Here is a 26572-nt window from a genome sequence, read left to right as displayed (position 1 = left end):
CGGCTAACCGGTCGTGCGCCTGCGCTGGTGCTCTTACGATTCCCTATTCCCCATTCCCCATTCCCAGCCGTTAATGCCCACCCCGCTGCGCCGCCGTCTCCGTCTGTTTCGCCGCTATGCGATCACTGCCTGCGCGCTTGCGCTGGTGGCGGTCGCGTTGTTGGTGGGCGCGGCCAGCCAGGCGCTGCCGTTGGCCGAGGAACATCCGCAGCAGATTGCGCAGTGGCTGAGCCAGCGTGCCGGTCAGCCGATTGCGTTCGATCGGCTGCAAACCGAATGGACCCGGCGCGGTCCGCTGCTGCGGCTGGATGGGTTGCGCATCGGTCGGCACGGCGAGGTGCGCGTTGGCCAGGCCGAGGTGCTGCTGGCGATGTACGCCGGGTTGCTGCCGGGCCATTCGCTGACCGAAATACGCCTGCGTGGCCTGGCGCTGACCTTGCAGCGTAGCGATGACGGTGTGTGGTCGGTCCAGGGCATGCCCAGCGGCGGGAACTCCGATCCGTTGGATGCGCTGCGCCGGCTTGGCGAGATCCAGCTGGCCGAAGCGCGCCTGCATGTGGCCGCGCCTTCGATCGGCTTGGACACCACGCTGCCGCGCATCGACCTGCGCCTGCGCGTCAGCGGCTCGACCGTGAAAGTGGGTAGCCGTAGCTGGATCGATCTCAAGCGCGCGCCGCTGACGGCGGTGCTGGAATTCGATCGCGACAGCGGCGACGGCAGCGCCTATGTGCAAGCCGACCCGGCCGACCTGTCCGCATGGGCGTCGCTGCTGCAGTTCGGCGGCATGCGCGTGGATGGTGGTGGGGGGCGCTTGCAGGCCTGGGCGCAACTGCGCGCACGCCGGATCGCTGCGGTGAACGTGGATGTCGACCTGCAGCAGCTACGCCTGTCCGGGGCCGCGCTGCCGGACGAGACCGCGCGGCGCACGCTCACCTGGGAACGGCTGCAGGCGCGTGCGCGCTGGCAGGCCATCGATGGCGGCTGGCGCGTGGACGCGCCGCTACTGCGCCTGGGCCAGGCGGCGCAACTGCAGCGCCTGGACGGGCTGAGCATTGCCGGCGGGCGCCGCTACGCGGTGATGGGCAGGCATGTGGATGCCTCGGGCCTGATCGCAGCGGCCGCCCTGAGCGAGCAGTTGTCGCCGGCCTTGCGGCGCTGGCTGAGCCTGTCCAAACCGCAGCTGCGCGTGGCCGACCTGCAGGTCGCCGGCGAGCCGGGCGGCGCACTGCGCGCGCAGGGCCAGATCGAGGAGCTGGGGTTTTTGCCGGTGGGCAATGCGCCTGGCATCAGTGGCCTGCGCGGCACCATCGATGGCGATGCGCAGGGCGTCGAGCTGGACCCCGCGCCCGACGCCACGCTGCGTTTCGATTGGCCGACCGGCTTTGGCGTGGTGCACGAGATCCAACTGGCCGGCAAGATCGTCGGCTGGCGCGAAGGTGCTGGCTGGCAGGTCGCCACCCCGGCGCTGCGTGTGCAGGGCAAGGACTACGGCGCCAACGTGCGTGGCGGGCTGTGGTTCCAGGGCGATGGCAGCCGCCCGCGCATGCAGCTGGCGGCCCAGCTGGACGATGTGGCGCTGCCGGTGGCGCGCAAGTTCTGGATCCGCTCCAAGATGAGCGAGGCCGCCATCGACTGGCTCGACATGGCCGTCGCCGGCGGTACCGTCACCGGCGGCACTGGCCTGGTCAGCGGCGATCTGGACGATTGGCCTTTCGACAATAACGACGGGCGCTTCGAAGCGTTCGGGCAGATCCGCGATGGCGTGATCCGCTTTCAGCCGGACTGGCCGGCGATGGAGCAGGTCCAGGCCAACCTGAGCTTCATCGGCAACGGCTTCTCGCTGCACGGGCAGGGCGATCTTGCCGGTACCCCGATCGCGCAGCTGGAAGCTGGCATTCCCAGCTTTGCCACCTCCGAACTCTACGTCCGCGCCTCCACGCAGGCCGATGCGGCGCAATTGCTCGGCATGCTGCGCAAGAGTCCGCTGGAGCGGCGCTATGGCGACACCTTGCGCAATCTCACCGTGTCCGGGCCGGCCGCCGTGACCTTCGACCTGCTGCGTCCGTTGCGGACGCATGGCGTCGGTGGCCATCTGCAGGGCACGGTGGCTCTACAGGGCGCCAAGCTGGCCGACGCGCGTTGGGATCTGGCCTTCGATCAGGTCAGCGGGCAGGCCGAGTATCGCGACACCGGCTTTGCCGCCGAGCGGTTGAGCGTGCAGCACGAAGGCCGCAGCGGCGAATTGTCGTTGCGCGCTGGCGGGCTGGTGCAGGACCCGAAGCAAGCCTTCGAAGCACGTCTTGGCGCCACCCTGGATGCCAAGGAACTGTTCGACCGTGCACCCCAGATGGAATGGCTGCGCCCGTACGTGCATGGCAGTGCGCCCTGGCAGGTGGGCGTGGATGTGCCGCTGCCGCCGCCGGGACAGACCGATGCGAACGCGGTACTGACGCTGCGCTCCACTCTGGTCGGCACCACGCTGGATCTGCCCGCGCCATTGGACAAGGCAGCCAGCGAGCCACTGGATACCCGGGTCAAGGTTGCGCTGCCGCTGGGCGATGGCGACATCGATGTGGGGTTCGGCAAGCTGGTGGCGCTCAAGGCCAGCAGCCATGGCGCGCAGACCGGCGTGCGTGTGGTGATGGGCACCGATACCGTCACCGAACGGCCACCCGCCAACGGGCTGGTGGTCACCGGCCGTGCCGCGTCGCTGGATGCGATCGACTGGATCAGCCTGGCGCGCGGCAGCAGCGGCGACGCCGACATGCCACCGCTGCCCGGCCAGCCGGCCGTGCCCAGCAAAGACCCGATGCCGTTGCAGCAGGTGGATGTGCAGGCAGACCGGTTGCTGATGATCGGTGGGGTGTTCCCGCAGACGCGTCTGCGTCTGCGCCCCACCCGCGATACCGTGGCGGTGACGCTGGACGGACCCTCGCTGGCCGGCCAGCTCACCGTTCCCAATGCCGACGGCGCAACGGTGCAGGGCACGTTGAAGACCGTGCACTGGCAGCCGGTGGAGGCGCCTGCCGAGCCGGCCGCGCCCGAACCTGGCGACCCATTGGCAGGCGCGTTGCCGGAGCCCGCGCGTCGTGCAGTGGCCGAATTCGACCCGGTGTCGATCCCCCCGCTGGCATTGGATATCGACGATCTGCAGATCGGCAAAATGACCTTCGGTGCGGCCACCCTGCGCAGCAGCCGGCTCACCGATGGCATGCAGGTGGATCAGCTTCAGCTGCGCTCGGACGATCAGAACATCGGCCTCACCGGGGCCTGGCGCGGCAAGGGCGAGGCGGCCAGCACGCGCCTGTCGGCGCGCGTGGACAGCCGCAACCTGGGCAATCTGCTGCAGAACCTCACCCTGGGCGGCCAACTGCGCGGCGGTGAGGGGCAACTGGAACTCAATGCCGGCTGGCAGGGCTCACCAACCGGTTTCGCGCTCGGTTCGCTGGACGGCAACCTCAAGGTCGATGTGCGCAACGGCCAGTTGCTGGAAGTGGACCCGGGCGCCGGTCGCGTGCTCGGCCTGCTGAGCGTGGCGCAGCTGCCGCGCCGGTTGATGTTCGACTTCCGCGATTTCTTCTCCAAGGGGCTGGCCTTCAACAAGCTGGCCGGCGAGGTGCGCTTCGGCGAGGGCTTCGCGCGGACCGATGCCATCCGCATCGAAGGCCCGGCCGCCGACATCGCGATCCGCGGCCAGACCGACCTGCGCGCGCAGACCTTCGACCAGACCGTGGACGTGAACCCCAAGGCCGGCAACCTGCTGACCGTGGTCGGCGCGGTTGCCGGTGGCCCGGTGGGTGCCGCCGTCGGCGCAGCGGCCAACGCAGTGCTCGGCAAACCGCTCGGTGCCATCGGTGCCAAGACCTATCACGTCACCGGGCCGTGGAAAGACCCGCAGGTGGACGTGGTGGAGCGCGAGGCGCGCGAGCGGCCGCCGAGCAAACCGGCCGCGCCCTCCGGCAAGTCCGGCAAGACCGATCCGACGCAGCGCTGACGGAGTCCGTCGGCCTCACTCTGCGGGCGTGTCCTCGCTGCCGGCACGGGTAAACATCGGCAAGCGCAGTCGCGACCGATGCCCCGGCACTGGCGGCTGCGCGGGTGCAGCCACGCCAAGAAAGTAGCCACGCTGCCATTTCTCGCGCGCCGCGGCCGATTGCGCATCGGGCAGGTCATCGAGAAAGCGCGTGCGGCTCCGCGTCCAGTCGGCGTGTTGCTGCGCCAGCTGCGGCGCCTCGGACAGCGGCTTCCACTGCGGCTGCACCTGCTCGATCAACTGTCGCTGCAGCGGGAACAGATGACAGAACGGCTCGCCCGCCTCGAAGCGCACCCGCCCGGGCCGGGTGAAGCGCCAGTTCATGGTGAAGGTATGCGGGCTCCAGTCGGTTTCCACCATGCCGCTCAGCGCGCCGATGCCGTCCTTGGGCCGGTTCAGGGGCCCGGTGACGAACAGGTCGATGCCGGTGTCGGTGCGGAACAGGCACGGGACGTGGAAGGTCAGCACGCCATAGCCGAAGTGGCTGATCGCCGGTGCCTGCGTGTCTGCATCGGCGCTGATGGTGATCGCCGCCAGCGCGTTGCTGCCGTCCCAGCTGGCCTCGAAGCCGGACTGGCAAAGCAGCTCCCAGCCATGCGCGTTGGCGATCGCCAGCGGCAGGCAACGGTAGGCGTAGCGTTGTTCGGTGGCGTCCATCCACGCGCGCTCGTGCGGGGCAGGGCGGATGTCCAGCGTGTGGCCGTCCAGAACGTGGGCGATGAGCTTCATGCGCGGGCGATCGGTGAAGAGCTGACCGACGATGATAGCTGCGCCGCATGTTCAGCCGAACGACTTGTCTCCCCGGCGTCCGGGCCCCATCCTGACCGCATGACCGATAACGCTCTCACTCTGGCCGAAACCCGGCTGCTGCTTCCCTCCGGCCTGGACGCCGGCCATCTCGACCGCACCTTCGGCGCCCTGCTGGGCCCGGGCATCGACTTCGGCGATCTGTATTTCCAGCATTCGCGGCGCGAGAGCTGGAGCGTGGAAGACGGCATCGTCAAGGACGGTGCGCACTCCATCGAGCAAGGCGTGGGCGTGCGCGCAATCGCCGGCGAGAAAACCGGCTTCGCCTATTCCGACGATATCCATCGCGATGCCCTGCTCGAAGCAGCGCAGTCCGCGCGCGCGATCTCGCGCGAGGGCGGCGCGCAATCCACCCGCTCGCTGGTGCGCGGCAGTGGCCGTGCGCTGTACCCGGCCACCGACCCGATCGACGACATGGACAGCGCCACCAAGGTGGACCTGCTGCGCCGGATCGACCAGTTCCTGCGCGCTGCCGACCCGCGCGTCAAGCAGGTGATGGTGAGCCTGTCCGGCGGCGTGGACACGGTGCTGATCGCCCGCAGCGATGGCGTGCTGGCAGCGGACGTGCGCCCGCTGGTGCGCTTGAACGTGCAGGTGATCGTCGAACAGGGCGGCCGGCGCGAATCCGGTTATTCCGGCGGCGGCGGGCGCTATGGCTATGCCGACCTGTTCGCCGACGGCCGCCCGGAAGGCTTCGCGCGCGAAGCGCTGCGCCAGGCGCTGGTGAATCTGGATGCGATCCCGGCGCCGGCCGGGGTGATGCCGGTAGTGCTCGGCCCGGGCTGGCCCGGCGTGCTGTTGCACGAGGCGGTGGGCCACGGCCTGGAAGGCGACTTCAACCGCAAGGGCACCAGCGTCTACGCCGGGCGCATCGGCGAGCGCGTGGCCTCGCCGGGCGTGACCATCGTCGATGACGGCACCCTGGACGGCCGTCGCGGCTCGCTCAATATCGACGACGAAGGCACGCCCAGCCAGTGCACCACGCTGATCGAAGACGGCGTGCTGGTGGGTTACATGCAGGACAGCCACAACGCGCGCCTGATGGGCGTTGCGCCCACCGGCAACGGCCGCCGCGAATCGTTCGCGCACCTGACCATGCCGCGCATGACCAATACCTACATGCGTGCCGGCCAGCACGACCCGGAAGAGATGATCCGCTCGGTCAAGAAGGGCATCTATGCGGTGAACTTCGGCGGCGGCCAGGTCGACATCACCAGCGGCAAGTACGTGTTCTCCGCGACCGAGGCCTACCTGATCGAAGACGGCAAGGTCACCGCACCGGTCAAGGGCGCCACCCTGATCGGCAACGGCCCGGAGACCATGCAGAAGGTACGCATGATCGGCAACGACCTGGCATTGGATGAAGGCGTGGGCGTGTGCGGCAAGGACGGGCAGAGCGTGCCGGTCGGCGTCGGCCAGCCGTCGCTGTTGATCGACGGCATCACGGTTGGCGGAACGCAGGCCTGAGATGCGGGGAATCGGGAATCGGGATAGGGGAATCGCAGCGGCAGGAGCGCAGAGCAGCGCGTCGGGCCTTTGCCGTTTGCCGGTTCAGCAGAGGGGAATCGGGAGTCGGGATTTGGAATTGGCAACGGCTGGGATGGCCGTTGCCTCGATTGATGGATCGAGCGGATCCTTATTCGTCGTCCTCCGACGCCGATTCGCCGTCTTCCAATTCCGAATCCCCACTCTCCAATCCCTGCTCTTGAGACAGGTCGCGCAGCACCTGGAACAGTTCGCGGTAGGCGCGCGGGGGCTTGTTTTTGGCGCGTTCGTGGATCGCGTTGCGTACCAGCTGACGCAGTTGCTGGCGGTCGGCAGCCGGGTAGGCTTCCAGCAGTTCGGCCAGCGCCACGTCGCCTTCGGCGAGCAGGCGTTCGCGCCAGCGCTCGACCCGGTGGATCGCCGCCACTTCGCGGCGCGCGGTGTCGCTATTGGCGTCCAGCGCATCGCGGATCGCGGCCAGGGTCTGCTCGTCCTCGCGGCGCATGTGCTTGGCCAGAAACGCCAATTGCCGCTTGTGCGCGATATGCGAGGTGATCCGCTTGCTCTCTTCGATATGCGGGATCAGCGATTCGGGCACCGGCAACTTGGCCAACTGCGCCGGGGTCAGCGCCACCAGCTTTTCGCCCAGGTCGAAAATCTCCAGCGCCTCGCGCCGCTGCTGGCTGCGGCTGGCGCCGCGAAATTCACCGGTCTCTTCATCGCGTCCGCGCATTGCCACCACATCCCGAAACTTGGTTGATAAACATCTCCGGCCTCGAACGGCCGGGCGTCGGCGGAACAACTCCGCACCGAATTCAAACACTCCGGCCATGGACAGCCGGGCTTTCGCGGACGGATCCGCGTTTCCAAGGATAAAGCATTGAACGTACTCTCCTCCGAAATCCGCGTCACCGACGACAGCCTGCAGCGCCTGGATGCGCTCACCGACATCTCCCAGCGCCTGCTCGAGCGCGCGCGCGCGGCCGGCGCCACGCAGGCCGAAGTGAGCTGCAGCGAAGAGCGCGGCCTGGACGTCAATGTGCGGCTGGGCGATGTGGAGACGGTCGAATCCACGCGCGATCGCGGCATTGCGGTCACGGTCTACTTCGGCAAGCGCAAGGGCAGTGCCAGCACCGCCGACCTGCAGGAGTCCAGCCTGGAATCCACCGTGGCGCAGGCCTGCGCGATCGCCCGCTTCACCGAGGACGACGTGGCCGCCGGCCTGGCCGACCCGGAGTTGATGGCGCGCGAGTTCCCCGAGCTGGATAGCTGGCACCCGTGGGCGCTGGACGCCGACACCGCCGTGGATCTGGCGCTGGCCTGCGAAACCGCCGGCCGCGACGCCGATGCGCGCATCAGCAACTCCGACGGCGCCTCGGCCAGCACCGGGCTCAGCCTGTCGGTGTACGCCAATTCGCATGGCTTCGTCGGCCGCGAGCGCGGTACCCATCATTCGATCAGCTGTGCGCTGATCGCCGGCCAGGGCGACGGCATGCAGCGCGACGGCTGGTACAGCAGTGCACTGGCACGCGAGGACCTGGAAGCGCCCGACGCCATCGGCCGCCATGCCGCCGCGCGTACCGTGGCGCGCTTGCAGCCGCGTTCGCTGCCCACCGGCCAGTTGCCGGTGCTGTTCGCTCCGGAAGTGGCGCGCTCGCTGGTCGGCCACCTGCTCGGTGCGGTATCCGGCGGCGCGCTGTATCGCCGCGCCAGCTTCCTGCTCGACAGCGTCGGCAGCAAGTTGTTCCCGGACTGGTTCAACATCGAAGAGCTGCCGCACCTGCGCCGCGGCTTGCGCTCGGCCGCCTTCGACGGCGAAGGCGTGGCGACGCGGCGTTCGGCGCTGGTCACCGACGGCGTGCTGCAGCGCTATGTGCTGGGCAGCTATTCGGCACGCAAGCTGGGCCTGCAGACCACCGCCAATGCCGGCGGCGTCCACAACCTGCAGGTCACCGCCAATGCAGGCGATCTGGCGTCGATGATTGCCGGCATGTCGCGCGGCCTGCTGGTCACCGAATTGATGGGCAATGGCGTCAATCCCGTCACCGGCGACTATTCGCGCGGGGCTGGTGGCTTCTGGATCGAGAATGGCGTGATTGCCTATCCGGTCGATGGCCTGACCATCGCCGGCAATCTGCGCGACATGTTCGCCGGCATCGAAGCGGTGGGCAGCGATGTCGATCCGCGCTCGCACGTCAAGATCGGCTCGGTGCTGATCAACCGCATGACGGTGGCAGGCGACAGCTGAGCGGCATCGGCTGTACCGGCTTCACCGGTTTCCGAAGCGGCGGCTTGTTGTGTCGGCGCACGTCGCGCGAGCAGTCGTTCGAGCCTGACGGTGCATGCGCGTGGGGCCGAAGCGGGCAGTCACGGTTCGCCCCCGCGTTCTCGGACGCGCGATGCAAGAGGGTATGGATCATGCGGCGGCGCGCGCGACGTGCGAGCGCTATCTGCGCACCTTACGACGCTATTGAATAAGCCATCTGCGTCTTGTGAGCGGCGCTAGCTCGCCGCAAGGCAGGGCGGTCTTGTCGCCCATTGCAGCCACGGCCGGGCCGTGCGCCCATGTCTTTCCGCACTGGTGGCTGGTTGAATCGTTGCTATAGTCCGCCGCACCACAACCATGCACGGGGAGACATGATGAGCGAATTCGAATCGCACGCCGCACCGCCACCACCGCCGCCGGTGGGCACCAGCAGTCCGTCGGAGGAGCGCACGCTCGCGCTGGCCGCGCATCTGCTCGGCATCGTGAGCTCGTTCGTCGGCGCGTTGGTGATCTGGTTGATCAGCAAGGACGCCAGCCCGTCCAAGCCGTTTGCGACCGATCAAGCCAAGGAAGCGCTGAATTTCCAGATTACCGTGCTCATTGCCACCGTGGCAGCGATCATTCTGACCATTGTCTCGTTCGGCATCCTGTTCTTCTTGCCGACGCTGGTGTGGATTGCCAACCTGGTGCTGTGCATCCTGGCCGCAGTCAAGGCCAATAATGGCGAGCATTACCGTTACCCGTTCGCGCTGCGTCTGATCAAGTAACTGGTGCAGTGGAAACAACAAAGGCCCGGCAGCGATGCCGGGCCTTTGTCGTGTCAGGCGATGGAGCGATCAGTTCTGCGCCGGGGTGTTTTCTGCGAAGTACTCATGGCTGTCGGCATTGGTGATGGCCTGCGCGGGGTTGCTGATCGCCAGGCTGCGCGCGCCGGACTGGCCATACACGCGGTCCTGGGTGCCGGCCACCACGGTGAAGTGGCTGGTCTCGTGCACCAGCGTGCCGGCCTTGGAGTCGGTGCCGGTGGTCGATGCACTCCAGAAGGCGTTGCAGACGTGGATCTCATACGGCTGGTTTGGATAGACGTAGGCATAGGCATCCGCCAGATCCGCCTCGCAGCTGCAGTTGATCGTCAGCTGGCCGTTGTTCTGGTCGAGCGCATTGTCGATGTTGACGAAGTTCGAGCTCACCCGGCTGTAGCGCGAGGCGTTATAGGTGCCGAACCAGGTGGTGTAGCGCGCACCAGTGCTGCCGGCGTTGAGGTAGTTGCGCGCGTTCTGCGAGTAGTTACGCGCGGCAGTGACGGCGCTGCCGGCCTGGCTGGTGCGGGTGGTGCTGCAGTTGAGGTAGTTGATGCCGTTGACCACGGCGGTCGGGCCGACTGCGAGCTGGCGCTGCACGCCGCGCCGCGCGCCGTCCAGCCAGACGGTAAGCGGGGTGCTGGTGGCCACGGCCGGCTCGCCGTTGGCCGCTTTCATCAGGCTGCCGTCGGAGAAGGAGGCGTACTGCAGCGCCGAGCGCACCTGGATGGTGTAGTTGCCGCTGGTGGACAGATCGTAGGCGCCGGCCAGATCGACCTCGCCCTTCACGCTCTGGCCCGGCTGCAGGACGGTGAAGTCGGCGGCCTTGGGCAGGCCGCGCTTGACCAGGCGCCCGGTGTAGTCCACTGGCTTGCCGTCGCGGCTCACTTCCAGAATGCCGTTATCCAGTGATTTCAGCGGCAGCTGATAGGTCGGCACGCGCGCGATCCGGCTGCCATTATTGGTGACGGTGACGGCGATCTTGCCCTGATGACGCCCAGCCTGGTCGGCCACTGGCGACAGTTCGATGGTCAACGGAACCGGGCCGCGCACGGACTGCGCCTGCGCCGATCCGAAGACGCCAACAACGGCCAGCGTGCCTGCTGCAAACGATGCAAAAGAAACGTTCTTCACCAGTAACTCTCCGTGTGATCGGGGGATGTCCGCGGATGCGGGCAAGCCAAACCTAGGCAGGACGAGCGAACGCGACAAGTTATTCAATTGCGAATATTTTTGTTCGTATCGAACTTATGCACGGTGCCGAAATATCACAAATGTCGACAATTCAGCTTTAAATGTGCATTCGGTGACGTGCTGCGACTTCGAATGTGTCAACGACTGGCACAAACGCACCCAAGAAAAGTTGCAATGTGTGACCGAGTTCGCTGGTTGGTCGCGGCTGCTGCAGGCGTTGACCGTGCGCTGGCGCACGGAGTGCGCAAATCATGTCCTTTGCGTCCGATTTATGTCGTCAATGGTCGAGATGTGGCCGCGAGCGACCAGCGCGCCGTCGCGGCACGCAGGAACTTCAGATCCATTGGGCATCGGCCGCCCCCGCTTGCTGCGGCGTAGCGGCGTTGGCAACGGCGCCTAGTGCGCGCGGTTCACCGCAAACCGGGCCAAGGTGGCTAATGTCTCGCCTGGTTGCCCGTAGGGCTGCAGGACGTCATGCATGCGCGCGGCCAGTTCGGCCAGCTTCGCCTTGGCGCCGTCCATCCCCAGCAGGGCGGGGTAGGTGGATTTGGATTGCGCCGCGTCCTTGCCGGCGGTCTTGCCCAGCTGCGCCGAGCTCGATTCCACATCCAGGATGTCGTCGCGCACCTGGAAGGCCAGGCCCAGCGCGTCGGCAAATTCGTCCAGGCGCTGCTGGTCGGCCAACGCTGCGCCTCCGGTCAGTGCGCCCATCCGTACCGCTGCGCGGATCAACGCGCCGGTCTTGAGCGCATGCATGCGCTGCAGGTGCTGCAGCGATTGCAGTTGCCCGGTCGCATCGATGTCCAGCGCCTGGCCGCCGCACATGCCGGCCGCGCCCGCCGCGGTGGCCAGGCTCTGCATCCAGCCCACGCGCAGTTCGGCGCTGGCAGAGGCAGCGGCGAGTAATTCGAACGCGCGCGTCTGCAAGGCATCGCCGGCCAGAATCGCGGTGGCCTCGTCGAAGGCGATATGCACGGTGGGCTGGCCGCGTCGCAGCGCGTCGTCGTCCATCGCCGGCAAATCGTCGTGCACCAGCGAATAAGCGTGAATCAGCTCTACTGCCACCGCGGGCGTGTCGAGTTGATCCTCAGCGGCACCGAACAATGCGCCGCTTGCGTAGACCAGCAGCGGCCGCATGCGCTTGCCCCCGCCCAGCACGGCGTGGCGCATCGCTGCATGCAGGCGCTGCGGCGCATGCGTGGCGCTCGGCAAGCCGGCCTCCAGGCTGCGTTCGGTGCGGGCGATCCAGTGGTCGAACAACGCCGAGCTCACCTCAGCCGTCCAGCGACGGCGGTTCGAAGGCTTCGGCAAGCTCGGGGCGGGCGGGGTCGGTCAACAGGCGCACGCGCAGTTCGGCCTGTTCCAGCGCCTGCTGGCAATCACGGTACAAGCCGATGCCGCGCTCGTAGGCCGTGAGCGATTGCTCCAGGCTCAGATCGCCGACTTCCATCTTCTGCACCAGTTGCTCGAGTTCTTCCAGCGACTGTTCGAAGCGGGCAACCGGGGACGTTTCGTTCAAGGACTTCTTGGCCATCGCTAAAGTGTGCGGCGCGCGCGCAGGCGGGTCAATTCGCATCGGCAGCCGTGCGCCACTGCAGCGCTGCGGCATTGGCCTGCAGCCATGCGTCCAAGGTGCCGGAAATGATGCAGTCGCCGGCGGCGAGCACCTGCGCGCCTTCCCACAGGACCGGCAGGCGCTCGCGTTCCCACGGCGGTAGATCCAGCGCCTGCAGCAGATGTTTGAGTTGGTGCGAATGCCCGCGCTGCGGCAACACGATGCGCTCGCCGCCCTGGCGGGCCCGAACCAGCAGCGGTTGCGCAAAGCGCAGGCCCGGTGCGCCGAGCAACCGCAACTGCGCACCGTCGGGGAGTTGCAGGGGCGCTGCGCCGTCCCACTGCGCGTGCCAGTCCGACGGCCAGGCCGCAGCGGGGCGATGCAGAAACAGGCACTGGCGCCAGCGGCGTACTTCTACCTGCTGCCACGCAAAGCAGGCGTGCCGATCTGCAGCGTGATTGTCGATTTCCTGCTCCAGTGCGGCCACGCCGTGCGCAGGCAGCGGCGGCGCGTGCGCCGCACTCACCCAGGCGCGCAACAGCCTTGCCCTTCGTTCCACAGATTGCGCGCGCAATGCTTGCAGATCCAGCGCGCCGCTGGCGGTAAGCACGCCTGGCAGCAACGCCATGTCTTGCTGCAGCAGCAACGCGCTGGCATCGGCGCTCAGTTGCGCACTGCGCGCCAGCGCGTCGGTCGCCTGCGGCCAGCGTTGCTGCAGCAACGGCAACACCTGGGAGCGCAGGAAATTGCGGTCGTGGCGTGGGTCGGTGTTGCTGGGGTCATCGATCCAGCGCAATCGGTGCGCATGCGCGTAGGCAAGCAGATCGGCGCGCGCATGCGCCAGCATCGGGCGCCACAACGTGCCGCTGGCGAACGGGCGCTGCGGGCGCATCGCCGCCAGGCCTTCGGGGCCGGACGCGCGCAGCGCACGCAGCAGGAACGTTTCCGCCTGGTCGTCGCGATGATGCGCCAGCGCCAGCCATTCGCCAGCAATGAGGGCCTGCGCAAAAGCCGCGTGGCGCGCATTGCGTGCTGCCGCTTCCAGCCCAAGCCCGCTGTCGCGTGCCACCTGCACCCGCACGATCTGCAACGGCACCTGCAGCGCGTCGCACGTGCGTTGGCAATGCGCCGCCCAGGCGTCGGCATCGGCGTGCAACCCATGATGCACATGCAGCGCGCGCAATCCTGCGTGTCGATAGCGCGGCCTCGCCGCCAGCAGATGTAGCAGTACGCTGGAATCCATCCCGCCGCTGTAGGCCAGCAGCACCGGGCCAGGCGGGGTGGCTGGCAGCAGCGGGGTGCCGGTCAGCACAGGCGCGACCTCGCAGCGCATCCTGCGCGCCTGGTGAGCAGATGCCGTCCCGGCTGCGTGATGGCCGGTCGGTCGCCTGCCTGCGGTGTTGCCTGCTGAAGATACAGCGACGATTCCAGTGTTCTCGGCGTCCCACAGCGCGAACAACGGTGCGCAGCTGCAGCCTTGGCTGCAATTGGCTGCCGTGCACGGTTACCGCATCGCTCCGCGACGGCCCGTCTGAGCACCACACCGACAGCCGGGGACTGCGGCCGTTTGCAGACGTGCTCGCACACGGCATTGGCGACGCCAGGCAGGCAGGTCGAGCGGCGATGCGTCGACCGCATCATGCGCCGGCTCGCCCGCCATCGCTGCAGCGCCGCCTGCGCATCAGCGCTTGACCGCAGCCTCGAACGTGGCCGGCTTGGGCAATTCCACCGGCACACCAGCGGCATTGCAGGTGCCGGCCTTGCACAGGCGCTCGCGCAGGCGCGGAGTGGCCTGGACGATGACGTGGTAGATCACGTTCTCTTCCAGCGTGCCGCGGAATGCCGCGCTGCCGGGGCCGGTGGCCCAGATGCCGACATCTTCGCCGCCGTGGCTTTCGGATTTGGTCGGCACCAGCGCTTCCTGCATGTAGCTGGGGGCTTCGGTGTCGACATGGCTCAGGTCCGGGCGGCCAGTGGCCGGCTCGCTGCTGCTGGGTTCGTGCGGATACTTCTTCGGACCGGCCGGCTGCGCGTTGCTGGCACCTGTATAGCCGGGGCCGTTGGCGTAGCTGAGCGTGGTGTACGGCTGGCCGGCCAGGTCGGTGGCCAGCTGGCTGCGGTCGCCTTCTTCGCCGCCGGTGCCGCGCACCTTGCCCAGGATCGGGTTACCGCGCACCGGGTAGCCGACGAAGTTGAGCGTGTGCGAATGGTCGGCGGTGACGATGATCAGCGTGTCCGGTGGCGCAGTCTGCACAGCAACGCGCACGGCATCGGACAGCGACACGGTTTCATCGAGCGCGCGGTAGGCGTTGCCGGCGTGGTTGGCGTGATCGATGCGGCCGCCTTCGACCATCAGTACGAACCCATTCGGCTCGCGCGACAGCGACTGGATCGCGGTGCGGGTCATCTCGGTCAGGCTGGGCTCGCCCTGCGGGGTGCGGTTGCGGTCGTGATCGAACTGCATGTGGTCCGGTTCGAACAGCCCCAGCAGCGCAGGTGCACCGGACGCTGCCTGCAATTGCTGCTCGTTCCAGACATAGGCGCCCTGCGGGTGCGCTTGTTTCCACTCGGCGACCAGATCGCGACCGTCCAGGCGCAGGCCCACCTTGTCGTCGTATTCCGGGTCGCGCTCCTGCACGCTCTGGAACTGGCTGCGTCCTCCGCCCAGCACCACCTGCGGGCCTCGGCCGTAGCGGGCGGTGGAGAGCAATTGCTGGGCAATGTCCTGGCAACCGGCAGCACGCGCCGACTCGGGAAGGTCGGTGTCGTTTTCCCAGTTGCGGTCCGGCGAATGCGCATAGGTTGCCGCCGGCGTGGCATGGGTCAGGCGCGTGGTGGTGACGATGCCGGTGGCCATGCCGGCGCTGTCGGCCAGCTGCAGCCAGCTCAGCAGGCCCTTGTTCAAGCTGTCGGCGCAGTCGCTGCGGTTGCCGCTGCTGACGCCGATCGCGCCCATGTGCGACTTCACGCCGGTGGTGATGGAGGTCATGGTGCCGGCAGAATCCGGCGTCTGCGAGTCGGTGTTGTAGGTCTTGCTGAAGGCGGTGGCGGGAAACTGCTCCCACGACAGCAGGTTCTCTTCGCCTGGGCCGCCCTTGCGCTGGCCGTCCAGGATGCGCGCGGCGGCCACCGTGGTCAGGCTCATGCCATCGCCCAGGAACAGGATCACGTTGCGCGCCTTGCCGGCCATGGCGCCGTTGCCGGCCGCGCGGGCGGCGCCCGAGCGGTACCACCATTGCGGGGTTTCGCCGGCCGGGTGCGTGACCGGCGGCACCTCCACGCGGACCGACGCGGGTGCGGAGGTGCCGCTCCCGGTGGTGGAAGCGCAGGCAGCGACGCACAGCGTGGTCAGGGCGGCGAGGGTAGGCAGGCGGTAACGCATCGGCATCGAACTCGTGACTGAATCAATCCCCATTATGCCGCGCTGGGTGGTGTCACACCGATGACACAGCGCTGTTCCAGCTGTGGTCTCGCGAGCAGGGCAGCCCTGGGCTATGGTGCATGCACTTTCCCCCGGAAGATTCGACGACATGAAACTGGTTGCGGCGTGGTTGCGCATTCCGTTCTGGCAGCGCGTGGTGGCCGGCTTCGTCCTCGGCGCGCTGGTCGGCTGGGCCATGGGCCCGGCGGCCGATGTGTGGTTCGGTCCCCTGGGTGACCTGTACGTCACGCTGATCAAGATGATCGCCATCCCGCTGGTGTTCTTTGCGGTGATCAATGCGATCTCGTCGTTGCACGGGCAAAAGTCGGTTGCCGCACTCGGCGGGCGCACGTTCTTGTGGTTTGTGATCACCGCAGCATTGGCGGTGGCCGTGGGCCTGGCGGTCGGCACGATCATGCAGCCGGGTGCCGGCCATTTCAGCTTGAGCGTGGATTCGGGCTGGAAACCGCGCGATGTGCCCAGCCCGGTCCAAGTGCTGCTGGATGTGGTGCCGTCCAACCCGTTCTACGCATTGACCGGCATCGGCACCAAGACCAACGCGGCCGGCGAAACGGTGCTGGCGGCGGGGCGTGGCTCGATCCTGCCGGTGATCTTCTTCGCCGCGTTGCTGGGCTTTGCGATGGTCAAGCTTGGCGAGCGTGTGGCCGAGGCGCGCAAGCTCACCGGGCAGATGAGCGACATCATGATCCAGGTGACGCGCTTCGTGCTGGAGATGACTCCGCTCGGCACCTTTGGGCTGATCGCTGGCCTGGTCGGCAGCTACGGCTTTTCGAAGCTGCTGCCGTTCGGCAATTTCGTGCTGGCGCTGTATGTGGCCTGCGCGATCCACATTGTGGTGGTCTACAGCAGCCTGTTGCTCGCACATGGGCTCAACCCGTGGAAGTTTTTCCGCGGTGCCGCGCCTGGCATGCAGGTGGCGTTCGTCAGTTCGTCGAGCTTTGCGGCAATGCCGGTGGCGATGCGTTCGATTACCCACAACCTGGGGGTCAGCAAGGATTACGCTGCATTCGCGGTACCGCTGGGCGCCAGCATCAAGATGGATGGCTGCGGCGCAATCTTTCCGGCGTTGTGCGCGGTGTTCATCGCGCAATACACCGGCGTCCCCCTGACCGCCAACCAGTATTTCGTGGTGCTGATCGCCTCGGTGCTCGGCAGCTTCGGCACGGCCGGCGTACCGGGCACGGCGGTCATCATGGCCACGGTGGTGCTGAGTGCGGCCAATCTGCCGTTGGAAGTGATCGGGTACCTGTATGCGATCGACCGCATCCTGGACATGATGCGCACCATGACCAACGTCACCGGGCAGATGCTGGTGCCGGTGCTGGTGGCCAAGCAAACCGGCCTGCTCGACAAGAGCATCTACGAATCCGCCTCCACCAATGTGGGACTGGAAGAACCGCCGGCTGACAGCGCCAAACCACTGCGCTGAGGCAGCTTGATGCGTGCCGGATCTCCACACCTGCGCGAACGGCTGCAGCAGTTGCCCGAGCTGGAGCGCATGGATGGCGTGTTGGTGCAGCGCGGCTTGGCCGATGACCCCTTCGAGACGCACTACCTGGAGATCCGGCGCAAGGAAGGCCGACTCTATACCGATGCGCAGGTGCGCAGCCTGCCGCGTCCGGGCGGAAAACTGGGGGCAACGCTGGAATGGCGCGTGCGCGCGCTGTCGAGCAGTTTGCTGGCGCAGCACCTGGCCACGCATGCCGGCGAGGGCGCCATCCTCGAACTCGGTTGCGGCAATGGCTGGCTATCGCACTTGCTGGCGCAGTCGCTGCAACGCGAGGTCTGCGGCATCGACGTCAATCGCACCGAGCTCAGCCAGGCCGCACGCGTGTTCGGCCATGCAACGGGCCTGAGTTTCATCGCTGGCGACATCCAGACCGTGGCACTGCCGCGCGAGGTGTTCGACATCATCGTGCTGCCCGCCTGCGTGCAATATTTCGCTGATCCTGGCGCGTTGATCGAGCGTTTGTTCGCGCATCTGCGCGAGGATGGCGTGCTGCATATTCTCGATAGCCCGCTCTACGCCACGCCGCAGCAGGGCCAAGAGAGTGCCGCACGCAGCCTGCGCTACTTCACCGAGCTGGGCGTTCCGGAACTGGCTGCGCATTACCACCAGCATACCTACGCGACGTTCGACCGCTTTGCGGTGCAGTGGTTGTTCGACCCGCGTCGTTGGAGCGCCCGTATGCGAAAGGCGTTCGGGTTGCCGCAGCCGCATTTCCCGTGGCTGTGTCTGCGCAAGCGGGACAACCTTGAGGTGATTGGCGGCTGAGCGTGCTTGTTGACGTTGTTCGATCACGCGGGGCAGCGGGAGTCGGGCGATCTGACGATGGCGCTGCTCAGGCTCACGGGACGAATTTCAAGGCATCCCGCATCTTGGCTGATGACAGGTCTTGTGCCGATCTTCGTTGCGCTCACGTCGACCGGTATGGCAATCGCGTCGTGGGTACGACGAGTTCCACCCACATGGCACACTTCCAGCTCATTCATTGACGAGGGCGGGCTGTGATTGGCCAACAGCGTGATCTGACATTTCGTTTTCTGGCCGAGCCCAGCGACGTCAACTTCGGCGGCAAGGTGCATGGCGGCGTGGTGATGAAGTGGATCGACCAGGTTGGTTTTGCGGCGGCCAGTGGTTGGAGTGGGCATTACTGCGTCACCGTGGCGGTGGGCGGTATCCGCTTCGTGGCGCCGGTGCGCATCGGCGATCTGGTGGCCGTGTCGGCCAAACTCGTCTACACCGGCCGCAGCAGCATGCATTTCGCGATCGATGTACGCGCGCGCAGTCCGATGGGCGGCGATTCGCGCCTGTGCACGCATTGCATCATCGTGTTCGTGGCGATGGATCCGGACGGGATCACCCCGGTGGAAGTGCCGTCCTGGCGGCCAGATACCCCGGAAGATCAACGCCTGGCGGAATACGCGCTCAAGGTGATGGAGTTGAGCAAGGGCATCGAGGACACCATGGCACGGTACAAGGCCGACGCCTCGCAGTAAGCCGCATCCCGTGTACCGGTAGATCATCTGCCCGATGACGGCGTAGGCGGTGCGGGCAGCGCGGCTCCTGGTGCGCCTGGCGAGTGGGCCGGTAGGCGCCGATAGAGGCTGCGCGGTCGCACATGGACGTCGCGGCCCGGTTCCGCGCAACAAAAGGCCGCGAGATCGTCGCGGCCCTCTTCGAATGAGTCGAAAGCAACCGAGCGTTACAGCACCCGGCGCGCCTGGATGAACTTTTCGCTCCAGTAGCCGCTGGCCAGCGAATCCACGCGCACGTCCTTGCCGCGGCTGGGCGCGTGCAGGAACTTGCCGTCGCCGACCACCAGGCCGACATGGTCGATACGGCCACGCTTGCCGAAGAACACCAGGTCGCCAGCTTTCAGCGCGCTCGGGTCCTTGATCAGTTCGGCCGATTCGTCGCGGGCGATGTCGCGCGAGACGCGCGGCAGGTCGATGCCGAGCGCAGTCTTGAATACATAGCCGACCAGGCCGCTGCAGTCGAACCCTTCGGTGGATTCGCCGCCCCAGACGTACGGAGTGCCGAGCAGGGCCATGGCGCGCTGCAGGATCACCTGCACGCGGCTATCGGCCACGGCGTTCTGAGCAGCATTGGCTGCGCTCTGCGACACGTCGTAATTAGCGAGCAGGCGGCTGAGATCGCCAGCGAACATCGCCGAGCGGTCCATCAGCGGAATGGCGTCGTTGGCAGCCAGGTGCGGAAGCAGGGCGGCCAGTGTTGCGGTGGCAGCGGCGTCGGCGCGGCTGCGGGTTGCGGCCTTCTCGGCGGCGACGGCGCTGTCCGGCGTGGTCGTCTGCGGAGCGGATGGCGTGCTACTGGCGGTCTGCGCGAATGCAGGAAGTGCTGCAATCAACAACGCGGTGGCGCATAGCAGGCGGAGCGGTTTCCGGGGCGGAAGCGGTGCGGCGCCAGGTTTGATCTGTTCGTCGTTCGTCACGCGGGAATCACAGTTCTGCTGTCGATGCGAGATGATGCCCTGGTGAAAGAATCGTTACGTTCAAAAAAAGTTAACTTTCCGTTTTATGACTTGTGATGTTCATCACATTTTAGTGCAAAACCCGCTTTGAACCTGAATAATGGTCACGCCAGTAAGCTCCATCCAGAAAATCCAAGCGGACCGTACCGCCGGTGGTAGGGGCATGCACGAAGCGGCCTTCACCGACATAAATGCCAACATGGGTCACGTTGCCTCCAGCGCCGAAAAACACCAGATCGCCGGTGGCAAGTCGCTCGGGCGGGATGCGCGGGCCCTGGATCGCGGCCAGTTCGCGCGAGGTGCGCGGTAGCGCCAGGGCCAATACGTCTTGGTAGACATAGGTGACCAGCCCGCTGCAGTCGAAGCCGGTCTGAGGCGTATTGCCGCCAAACCGGTACGGGGTGCCCACCAGCCCCAGCGCGCGCATCAGGATGTTGTTGGCGGCGGCCGGGTCGGCCGGCGGCACCTGCGGCCATACGCGCGCAGCCGGTGGTGGCGCGGCCGGGCGCCGCACTGGCGCATGCGACGAACAGCCCCCCAGGAGCAGCAGGCCCAGCAACAGGCTGGCCGCGGCGCGTCGGGCGCTGGCGGCGAAAACTGGCGTGATATGCATGGAGCCGGGATAATGGGCGGTTCGAAAGGTCGCCATGATGGCGGCGCACCCGGCGGCCGACAAGCCGTCCTCAACCGTCTGCCACCGGGCAGCCCATTCAGAGCCAGGCATGAAGATCGAAAAAGACAGCGTCGTCCGCTTCCATTACACCGTTTCGGAGATCGGCCAGGAGCCGATCGAGAGCTCCAAGGAGCGTGACCCGTTGGCGATCATGATCGGCCACGGCAACATCATCCCGGGCCTGGAAGCGGCCATGATGGATAAGGAAGCCGGCGAGAGCTTCGGCGTTGACGTCAAGGCCACCGAAGCCTATGGCGAATACCGCGAAGGCCTGAGCCAGCGCGTGCCCAAGAAGCATTTCGGCGCCACCAAGCTGGTGCCCGGCACCCAGGTCGTGCTGCAGACCAACTTCGGCCGGCGCGCGGTGACGGTGCAGAAGGTCGGCATGAGCGTGGTCGATGTGGACCTCAATCACCCGATGGCCGGCAAGGATCTGCATTTCGACGTGGAGATCGTCGAAGTGCGCGAAGCCACCGCGGAAGAACGCGACCACGGCCATGTGCACGGCGACGGCGGTCATCACCACTAAGGTCGGTCACGCACGCACGCGCTCGCGTGGCGGTTGGACGGATGGGACGCATGCGCACCACTGACGTAGGCCGGCCATCCGGCGCGACGGTGGTGCATGCGCGCCACACGCACATCGGCCCATGCCTGTGGGTTGCCGCGGTGCGTGCATGATTGCTGTTCCTGACGGCCCGCCCCATCGGCGGGCCGTTTGCATTCTGCGGCGCGCGCCGCCGCGTCTGGTTGCCTGAGCCGTGATGACATCCCGCGACGTGCTGCTTCCCATTGCTGCGACCGAACGCATCGTCGTGCTGGATGTCCTGCGCGGCGTGGCGCTGCTGGGCATCCTGCTGATGAACATGGAAGCCTTCGTCGGGCCGCTCGATCTGGCCATGACCGGCGTGGAGCCGCATTGGCATGGCGCCGACCGGGTTGCCGATGCGCTGATCTACGTGTTCGTGCAAGGCAAGTTCTACACGCTGTTTTCGCTGTTGTTCGGCATGGGCTTTGCGGTGATGGCGCAGCGCGCCGCACAGGCCGGGCGCGCATTCTTCGGCCTGTATCTACGCCGCACCCTCGGGCTGTTGGCGATCGGGCTTGCCCATGCATTGCTGGTGTGGTCCGGCGATGTTCTGGTGACCTATGCCCTGCTGGCGTTGCTGCTGCTGAGCGCGCGCAACGTGCCGACGGTGACGCTGCCGTGGTTCGCTGCATTGGTGTACCTGTGTGCACCTGGGTTGACCCTCCTGTATGGCGTGGCAGGCGAGCTGGCGCAGGCCGATCCTGCCGCGACGGTGCAGTGGAAAGCGGCGATGGCCGACGCCGCGCAGCAGGCGCTGGCGAATGTGCAGGCGCAGCGCGCCGCATTCGGCAGTGGCACTTACCTGCAAGCGACGGTGCAGCGCTGGCATGACTTTCAGGAAGCGATGACCGGCCTCAGCATCAACGGCCCGGCCATGCTCGGCATGTTCCTGCTCGGTGGCTGGTTCGTGCGCAGCGGTGCGATCGCCACGCCCGAGCGCTTCCCACGCTTGTTTGCGACGCTACGCTATGGCGTATTGCCGCTAGGGCTGGGCGTGATGCTGGCAAGTTATGCGTTGGAGCCGTGGATCGATCCGGCGCGTCTGGACCTGCGCCTGTCCGGCGCCTTCGCGCTGTCGCTGATTGCAGGGCCGTTGATGTGCCTGGGCTACGCCGCATGGGTGGTGCGCCTGGCATCGCGCCTGGCATGGCTTGCGCCAGCAGGGCGGATGGCATTGAGCAACTATCTGCTGCAATCGCTGGTCTGCACCGGCATCTTCTACGGCTACGGGCTGGGCTATTTCGAACAGCTGCCGCGGGTGTGGCAACTGCCGTTCGCACTGACACTGTTCGCGCTGCAGGTGCTGCTGAGCCGGTGCTGGCTGCATTGGTTCCGCTTCGGGCCGATGGAATGGCTATGGCGCAGCGTGACCTATCTGCAGGTGCCGCCGATGTGGCGTGGCGCCGGGCGCGCCGGGTAGCGCCTGCATGCACGGCAGCCGCGATGATGTGCTGGTGATCGGCGCGGGCGCGATTGGCCTGGCCACCGCGCTGGCACTTGTCGAAGCGGGCCGGCAGGTGCGTGTGCTCGATGCCGGTGCGACTGGGGCGGCGACTTCCTACGGCAATTGCGGCACCATCACGCCGAGCCATGCACCGCCGCTGGCCGCGCCCGGCATGATCGCGCAGGCACTGAAATGGATGTTCACCCCGGATGCCCCGCTGTATATCCCGCCCCGTCTGGATCCGGAGTTGTGGCGCTGGCTACTGCGCTTCGCACGATGCTGCAATGCACGCGATTGGCAGTCCAGTGCACAGGCGCGGGCGGCGCTGTTGCGCGATGCGCGGCAGCGTTTCGACGCGTGGGTGGCGCGGTACGCGCTGGAGTGCGAGTTTCGCAACGACGGGCTGGATTACGTGTTCGGCGATGCGCGCCGCTTTGCGCAATACCGCGACGAATGCGCGCTGCTGGCGCAGTGGGGTATCCGGGCAGAGGTCATCGATGGTGCGGACTATATGCGTCAGGATCCCGCATTTCGCGATGGGATCGCTGGCGCGATCCACTTCCCGGGCGATGCGCATCTACGCCCGGAGCAATACACCGCAGAGCTTGCGAGAGTGCTGCGCGCACGTGGCGGGGTGATCGATGCGCACTGCCGCGTGCAGGCAATCGTGCCCGATGGAGGCGGCAGCTGCGTGCAGACCGAGCACGGCAAGCGCCGTGCGCGCGAGGTAGTGATCGCAACCGGACCATGGTCGCCGGCGCTGGCGGCGCAACTTGGTCTGCGCCTGCCGGTGCAGGCCGGCAAGGGCTATTCGATTACCTACAGCGCGCCGCATCTGATGCCGCGTCGCCCGGTGGTGTTGAAGGACCGCTGGGTGTTCGTGGTGCCGTGGCGCGACCGCCTGCGCATCGGCAGCACGATGGAATTTTCCGGGCGCGATACGCAGCTCAATGCCACGCGCCTGGCTGCGTTGGAGCGCGCGGCGGCCGAATATCTGCATACGCCACGCGGACCTGCAGTGATCGAACGCTGGTACGGATGGCGGCCGATGACCTGGGACGACGTGCCGGTCCTGGGCGCGGTGCCAGGCCATCCTCACGTCTGGCTCGCAGCCGGGCATGGCATGCTCGGCATCAGCATGAGCACTGCAAGCGGACAATTGATGGCCGACCTGATCACGGGCCGCGCACCTGCGCTGGACCCGCATCCTTACCGGGCGGAGCGTTTCGCATGAGTGCGCGTTACGACTACGATGTGGTGATTCTGGGCGGCGGGTCCGGCGGCCTCGCGGCGGGATTTCGCGCGGCAAAACATGGCGCGCGCGTGGCGATCATGGAGCCCGACGAATTGGGCGGCACCTGCGTCAATCTCGGTTGCGTGCCGAAGAAGGCGATGTGGCTGGCCGCCGATCTGGCCGGCAAGATCGAGTTGGCCAGCGCCTTGGGATTCGATGTGCCGCGCCCGACGTTGGTCTGGCAGGAGCTGGTCACGCATCGGCAGGGGTACATCGCCAACATCCACGCCAGCTATCGACGCCGCCTCAACGAAGATGGCGTGGTCTTGATCCCGCAGCGCGGCGTATTGCAGGACCGCCATACCGTCATGGGCAGCGACGGCGTGCCGGTCACCGCCGGGCACATCGTGATCGCCACTGGCGCGCACGCGTTACGCCCGGACGTGGAGGGCGCAGAGCATGGCGAGGTCTCCGACGATTTCTTCAATCTCTGCCATGCGCCCGAGCAGGTCGCGATTATCGGCGGCGGCTATATCGCGGTGGAAATCGCCGGGCTGCTGCAGGCCTTAGGGAGCCGCGTGCATCTATTCGTGCAGGGCGAGCGCTTGCTGGAACGCTTCGATGCGGAACTGACCTTGCAGTTGGCCGACAACCTGCGCCATCTGGGCGTGCGGCTGCACTTCGGTTTCACCACCACCGCATTGGAGCGCGATATGCACGGTGCGCTGCGCGTGCATGGGCATTCCGTACATCCGCGCGAGCAGGGCAACGACGTCTTCGACAAGGTGTTTTTCGCGGTGGGCCGCCGCGCCAATACCGCAGGGCTGGGTCTGGACACCGTGGGTGTTGCGCTTGGCGACAAGGGCGAAGTGGTGGTGGACGACAGGCAGACCACCAACGTGCCGAATATTCACGCAATCGGCGATGTGGGCGGCAAGGTCGGACTGACGCCGGTGGCGATTGCGGCGGGGCGCAAGCTGATGGACCGCCTGTTCGGTCACCAACCGGATGCGCGCATGGATTACGAAAACGTGCCCAGCGTGGTGTTTTCGCACCCGCCGCTTGGCAACGTCGGGCTCACCGAAGAACAGGCACGTGCGCGCTACAACGGGGCGGTGCGCGTGTACCGCAGCAATTTCCGCCCGATGCTGCACGCACTGGCGGACGCGCCGCAGCGCAGCCTGTTCAAGCTGGTGTGCGTGGGCGAAGAAGAACGTGTGGTCGGCGTGCATCTGCTGGGTGAGAGCGCCGACGAAATGCTGCAAGGCTTTGCGGTGGCGGTGAAGATGGGCGCGACCAAGCGCGACTTCGACGAAACCGTGGCGATTCATCCCACCTCGTCTGAAGAGATTGTGTTGATGCACTGAGGCCGAGGTGGCCGGAGGTGGCAGGTTAGCGGGCTGGTGACGCTCTGATCGGTGCACCATCGCAGGTCGCAAAAAATGGCAGCAGCAGCGGACCCTGCCGCGATCTAGCATCGAGCTGTGGTTTTCGTAAGCGGCGTACCCTCATCCGGCGCTGCGCGCCACCTGTTCCCCATGAGGGGGCACAATCTCCGGCAGGTAGAAGGGATGAGAGCCCCTCTCCCTGCGGGAGAGGGGTTGGGGTGAGGGTTCGGTACACGCGACTCATCGATTCAACTCGATCTGATACTTAAGATTGGTCGAGCCGGTATCCAGGGTCGAATGACAACTGAGCGCATTGCCTAATCGTCTGTGCGTGGCTGCGCCCGTACCCTCACCCCAACCCCTCTCCCGGAGGGAGAGGGGCTTTAGCCTCCCCTCCGCGTGGAAGGGTTCGATGCGCACACGCACGCCCCTCAGCTGGCATGCTTGCGCGATGTCCAAATCTCGCCATCTAGCGTCGCGCCCATCCACCAGCCCTGCTGTGCGTGCCGGCTCCAAGGGTGAGTCACTGTCCGGCGAGCAGGCGCGGCTGCGGATTGTCCAGATAATCCGCACAATTCCCGCGGGCGAGGTCGCCGGTTATGGGGAAGTTGCCCGGCGCGCCGGCCTGCCGGGCCGTGCGCGTCTGGTGGCACGCGTGCTCAGCGGCAACGACGACCCAAAGCTTCCCTGGCATCGCGTATTGCGTAGCGATGGCCGGATTGCCTTGCCCGAAGGCTCGGCAGGCTACCGGGAGCAATGCCAGCGCCTGCGCGCCGAGGGCGTCCAGGTGGAACGGGGCCGTGTGCGCCGGGCCAGCGCCGCACAGCGGCTGGATGCGGCCGTGTGGGGGCCTTCATAAGCCTGCCGTTATCATCGGCAGCATTCCGAAGGAAGCCACCATGCCTCAACTACCGCCCATCACCAAAGCATTACTGATCGCCAACATCGGCTTGTTCCTGCTGCAATGGGCGGTGGGCGACCTGGGCGCCGGCGTGTTGCCATCGGACAGCGTGTTGTCGTGGCTGATGTTGTGGCCGCTGTCCAACGGCTTCGATGCATTTTCGCCGGGCGCCAGCTTCATGCCGTGGCAGCTGCTGACCTACGCGTTCCTGCATGGCGGCTTCAACCATCTGTTTTTCAACATGCTGGCGCTTTTCATGTTTGGCGCGCCGTTGGAACAGACCTGGGGCCAGAAGCGCTTTCTGACCTACTACCTCGTGTGCGTGGCCGGCGCCGGGCTGTGCCAGTTGTTGATGGCCTGGTTCACGCAAAGCGGTGCGCCGGTCGTGGGCGCATCGGGTGGCGTGTTCGGTTTGCTGCTGGCGTACGGAATGCTGTTCCCCAATCAGCGCGTGATGCTGCTGTTCCCGCCGATTCCAATGAAGGCGCGGACCTTCGTGATCGTGTTCGGCGCAATCGAGTTATTGCTGGGGGCGACCGGTTGGCAGCCTGGCGTGGCCCACTTCGCGCATCTGGGCGGCATGCTGTTCGGCTGGCTGATGATCCGCTACTGGCGCGGCCAGTCGCCATTCGGCGGCAGCGGCGGAAGGAAGGGCGGTGGGAAGCGCAAGCCGCCGTTACGCGTGGTGCGTTGAGTCGGGCAATGCTGCTTCGTTGCGCGTGATCCGTAGGAGCGGCCTTGGCCGCGATGGGCATCATCGGGAACA

Annotated in this window: 22 protein-coding genes; 13 read left to right on the top strand and 9 right to left on the bottom strand. The window is 66.6% G+C overall.

Features of this window, described 5'->3' with window-relative positions; translation table 11 throughout:
* The first annotated feature begins 73 nt into the window (after positions 1-73).
* Positions 74-3994 (top strand): YhdP family protein, encoded by a 3921-nt coding sequence (locus tag AMD14_RS14510; RefSeq protein WP_011051814.1) that lies wholly within the window; start codon positions 74-76, stop codon positions 3992-3994.
* A 15-nt stretch (positions 3995-4009) separates the two neighbouring features.
* Here AMD14_RS14510 and AMD14_RS14505 read toward each other — a convergent pair whose 3' ends face one another.
* Positions 4010-4762, bottom strand: a complete 753-nt coding sequence (locus AMD14_RS14505; protein ID WP_005912956.1) for a DUF6065 family protein — start codon at positions 4760-4762, stop codon at positions 4010-4012.
* Between the two features lie 99 nt (positions 4763-4861).
* Between AMD14_RS14505 and tldD the strand changes: the two genes are divergently transcribed.
* Positions 4862-6307: a metalloprotease TldD gene (gene tldD, locus AMD14_RS14500; RefSeq protein WP_003486839.1), complete on the top strand. Its 1446-nt coding sequence runs from the start codon at positions 4862-4864 to the stop codon at positions 6305-6307.
* Positions 6308-6476: 169 nt separating this feature from the next.
* On the opposite strand, the gene yjgA is transcribed toward tldD, so the two are convergent.
* Positions 6477-7058: a ribosome biogenesis factor YjgA gene (gene yjgA, locus AMD14_RS14495; RefSeq protein ID WP_005933477.1), complete on the bottom strand. Its 582-nt coding sequence runs from the start codon at positions 7056-7058 to the stop codon at positions 6477-6479.
* A gap of 147 nt (positions 7059-7205) precedes the next feature.
* On the opposite strand from yjgA, the gene pmbA reads away from it, so the two are divergent.
* On the top strand, positions 7206-8573 hold the full coding sequence (gene pmbA / locus AMD14_RS14490) for a metalloprotease PmbA (RefSeq protein WP_011051812.1): 1368 nt from the start codon (positions 7206-7208) through the stop codon (positions 8571-8573).
* Between the two features lie 317 nt (positions 8574-8890).
* The gene (locus AMD14_RS14485; protein ID WP_016849602.1) at positions 8891-9358 is read left to right on the top strand and encodes a DUF4870 domain-containing protein; all 468 of its coding nucleotides are present in this window, start codon (positions 8891-8893) and stop codon (positions 9356-9358) included.
* Between the two features lie 69 nt (positions 9359-9427).
* On the opposite strand, the gene AMD14_RS14480 is transcribed toward AMD14_RS14485, so the two are convergent.
* The 5 genes from AMD14_RS14480 to AMD14_RS14460 form a co-directional block, all read right to left on the bottom strand.
* Positions 9428-10525 carry a M35 family metalloendopeptidase gene (locus AMD14_RS14480; protein WP_015463406.1) on the bottom strand — a complete coding sequence of 366 codons (1098 nt, stop codon included), beginning with the start codon at positions 10523-10525 and terminating at the stop codon, positions 9428-9430.
* A gap of 456 nt (positions 10526-10981) precedes the next feature.
* On the bottom strand, positions 10982-11857 hold the full coding sequence (locus AMD14_RS14475) for a polyprenyl synthetase family protein (RefSeq protein ID WP_003486850.1): 876 nt from the start codon (positions 11855-11857) through the stop codon (positions 10982-10984).
* Between the two features lies 1 nt (position 11858).
* Positions 11859-12119 carry an exodeoxyribonuclease VII small subunit gene (locus tag AMD14_RS14470; protein ID WP_003486852.1) on the bottom strand — a complete coding sequence of 87 codons (261 nt, stop codon included), beginning with the start codon at positions 12117-12119 and terminating at the stop codon, positions 11859-11861.
* Positions 12120-12150: 31 nt separating this feature from the next.
* A complete protein-coding gene (gene tilS, locus AMD14_RS14465) occupies positions 12151-13452 on the bottom strand; it encodes a tRNA lysidine(34) synthetase TilS (protein WP_015471858.1) in 1302 nt (433 codons plus the stop codon).
* Positions 13453-13821: 369 nt separating this feature from the next.
* A complete protein-coding gene (locus tag AMD14_RS14460; RefSeq protein ID WP_011051809.1) occupies positions 13822-15528 on the bottom strand; it encodes an alkaline phosphatase family protein in 1707 nt (568 codons plus the stop codon).
* Between the two features lie 142 nt (positions 15529-15670).
* Here AMD14_RS14460 and AMD14_RS14455 point away from each other — a divergent pair, with 142 nt between their 5' ends.
* From AMD14_RS14455 to AMD14_RS14445, 3 genes are all read left to right on the top strand, one after another.
* On the top strand, positions 15671-17011 hold the full coding sequence (locus tag AMD14_RS14455) for a dicarboxylate/amino acid:cation symporter (protein WP_011051808.1): 1341 nt from the start codon (positions 15671-15673) through the stop codon (positions 17009-17011).
* Positions 17012-17020: 9 nt separating this feature from the next.
* Positions 17021-17857, top strand: coding sequence for a class I SAM-dependent methyltransferase (locus AMD14_RS14450; RefSeq protein WP_015463405.1), 837 nt, complete (start codon positions 17021-17023; stop codon positions 17855-17857).
* Positions 17858-18090: 233 nt separating this feature from the next.
* The gene (locus AMD14_RS14445; protein WP_003486865.1) at positions 18091-18582 is read left to right on the top strand and encodes an acyl-CoA thioesterase; all 492 of its coding nucleotides are present in this window, start codon (positions 18091-18093) and stop codon (positions 18580-18582) included.
* A 206-nt stretch (positions 18583-18788) separates the two neighbouring features.
* Here the strand turns inward: AMD14_RS14445 and AMD14_RS14440 are convergent, their stop codons facing one another.
* Positions 18789-19538 carry a C40 family peptidase gene (locus AMD14_RS14440; RefSeq protein WP_003486867.1) on the bottom strand — a complete coding sequence of 250 codons (750 nt, stop codon included), beginning with the start codon at positions 19536-19538 and terminating at the stop codon, positions 18789-18791.
* Positions 19539-19647: 109 nt separating this feature from the next.
* The gene (locus AMD14_RS14435) at positions 19648-20190 is read right to left on the bottom strand and encodes a C40 family peptidase (RefSeq protein WP_003486869.1); all 543 of its coding nucleotides are present in this window, start codon (positions 20188-20190) and stop codon (positions 19648-19650) included.
* 109 nt (positions 20191-20299) lie between these two features.
* Here AMD14_RS14435 and AMD14_RS14430 point away from each other — a divergent pair, with 109 nt between their 5' ends.
* The 6 genes from AMD14_RS14430 (at position 20300) to AMD14_RS14405 (ending at position 26500) form a co-directional block, all read left to right on the top strand.
* Complete coding sequence (locus AMD14_RS14430) at positions 20300-20779, top strand: FKBP-type peptidyl-prolyl cis-trans isomerase (RefSeq protein ID WP_040259655.1); 480 nt, start codon at positions 20300-20302, stop codon at positions 20777-20779.
* 235 nt (positions 20780-21014) lie between these two features.
* A complete protein-coding gene (locus AMD14_RS14425; protein ID WP_040107643.1) occupies positions 21015-22259 on the top strand; it encodes a DUF418 domain-containing protein in 1245 nt (414 codons plus the stop codon).
* On the top strand, positions 22237-23517 hold the full coding sequence (locus AMD14_RS14420; RefSeq protein WP_171843842.1) for an NAD(P)/FAD-dependent oxidoreductase: 1281 nt from the start codon (positions 22237-22239) through the stop codon (positions 23515-23517). The genes AMD14_RS14425 and AMD14_RS14420 overlap by 23 nt, the downstream gene beginning before the upstream one ends.
* Entirely contained in the window at positions 23514-24884 is a 1371-nt protein-coding gene (gene gorA / locus AMD14_RS14415) for a glutathione-disulfide reductase (RefSeq protein WP_011051803.1), read from the top strand. Before AMD14_RS14420 ends, gorA begins: the two co-directional genes overlap by 4 nt.
* 472 nt (positions 24885-25356) lie before the next feature.
* Positions 25357-25764: an MGMT family protein gene (locus tag AMD14_RS14410; protein ID WP_011051802.1), complete on the top strand. Its 408-nt coding sequence runs from the start codon at positions 25357-25359 to the stop codon at positions 25762-25764.
* Positions 25765-25804: 40 nt separating this feature from the next.
* On the top strand, positions 25805-26500 hold the full coding sequence (locus AMD14_RS14405) for a rhomboid family intramembrane serine protease (RefSeq protein WP_003486879.1): 696 nt from the start codon (positions 25805-25807) through the stop codon (positions 26498-26500).
* The last annotated feature ends 72 nt before the right edge of the window (positions 26501-26572 follow it).

This window comes from Xanthomonas citri pv. citri (assembly GCF_000961215.1).
GTDB classification, from domain to species: Bacteria; Pseudomonadota; Gammaproteobacteria; order Xanthomonadales; family Xanthomonadaceae; genus Xanthomonas; species Xanthomonas cissicola.
The sequence above is the reverse complement of the archived record's forward strand: the minus strand, read 5'-3'. Positions and strand labels throughout refer to the sequence as shown.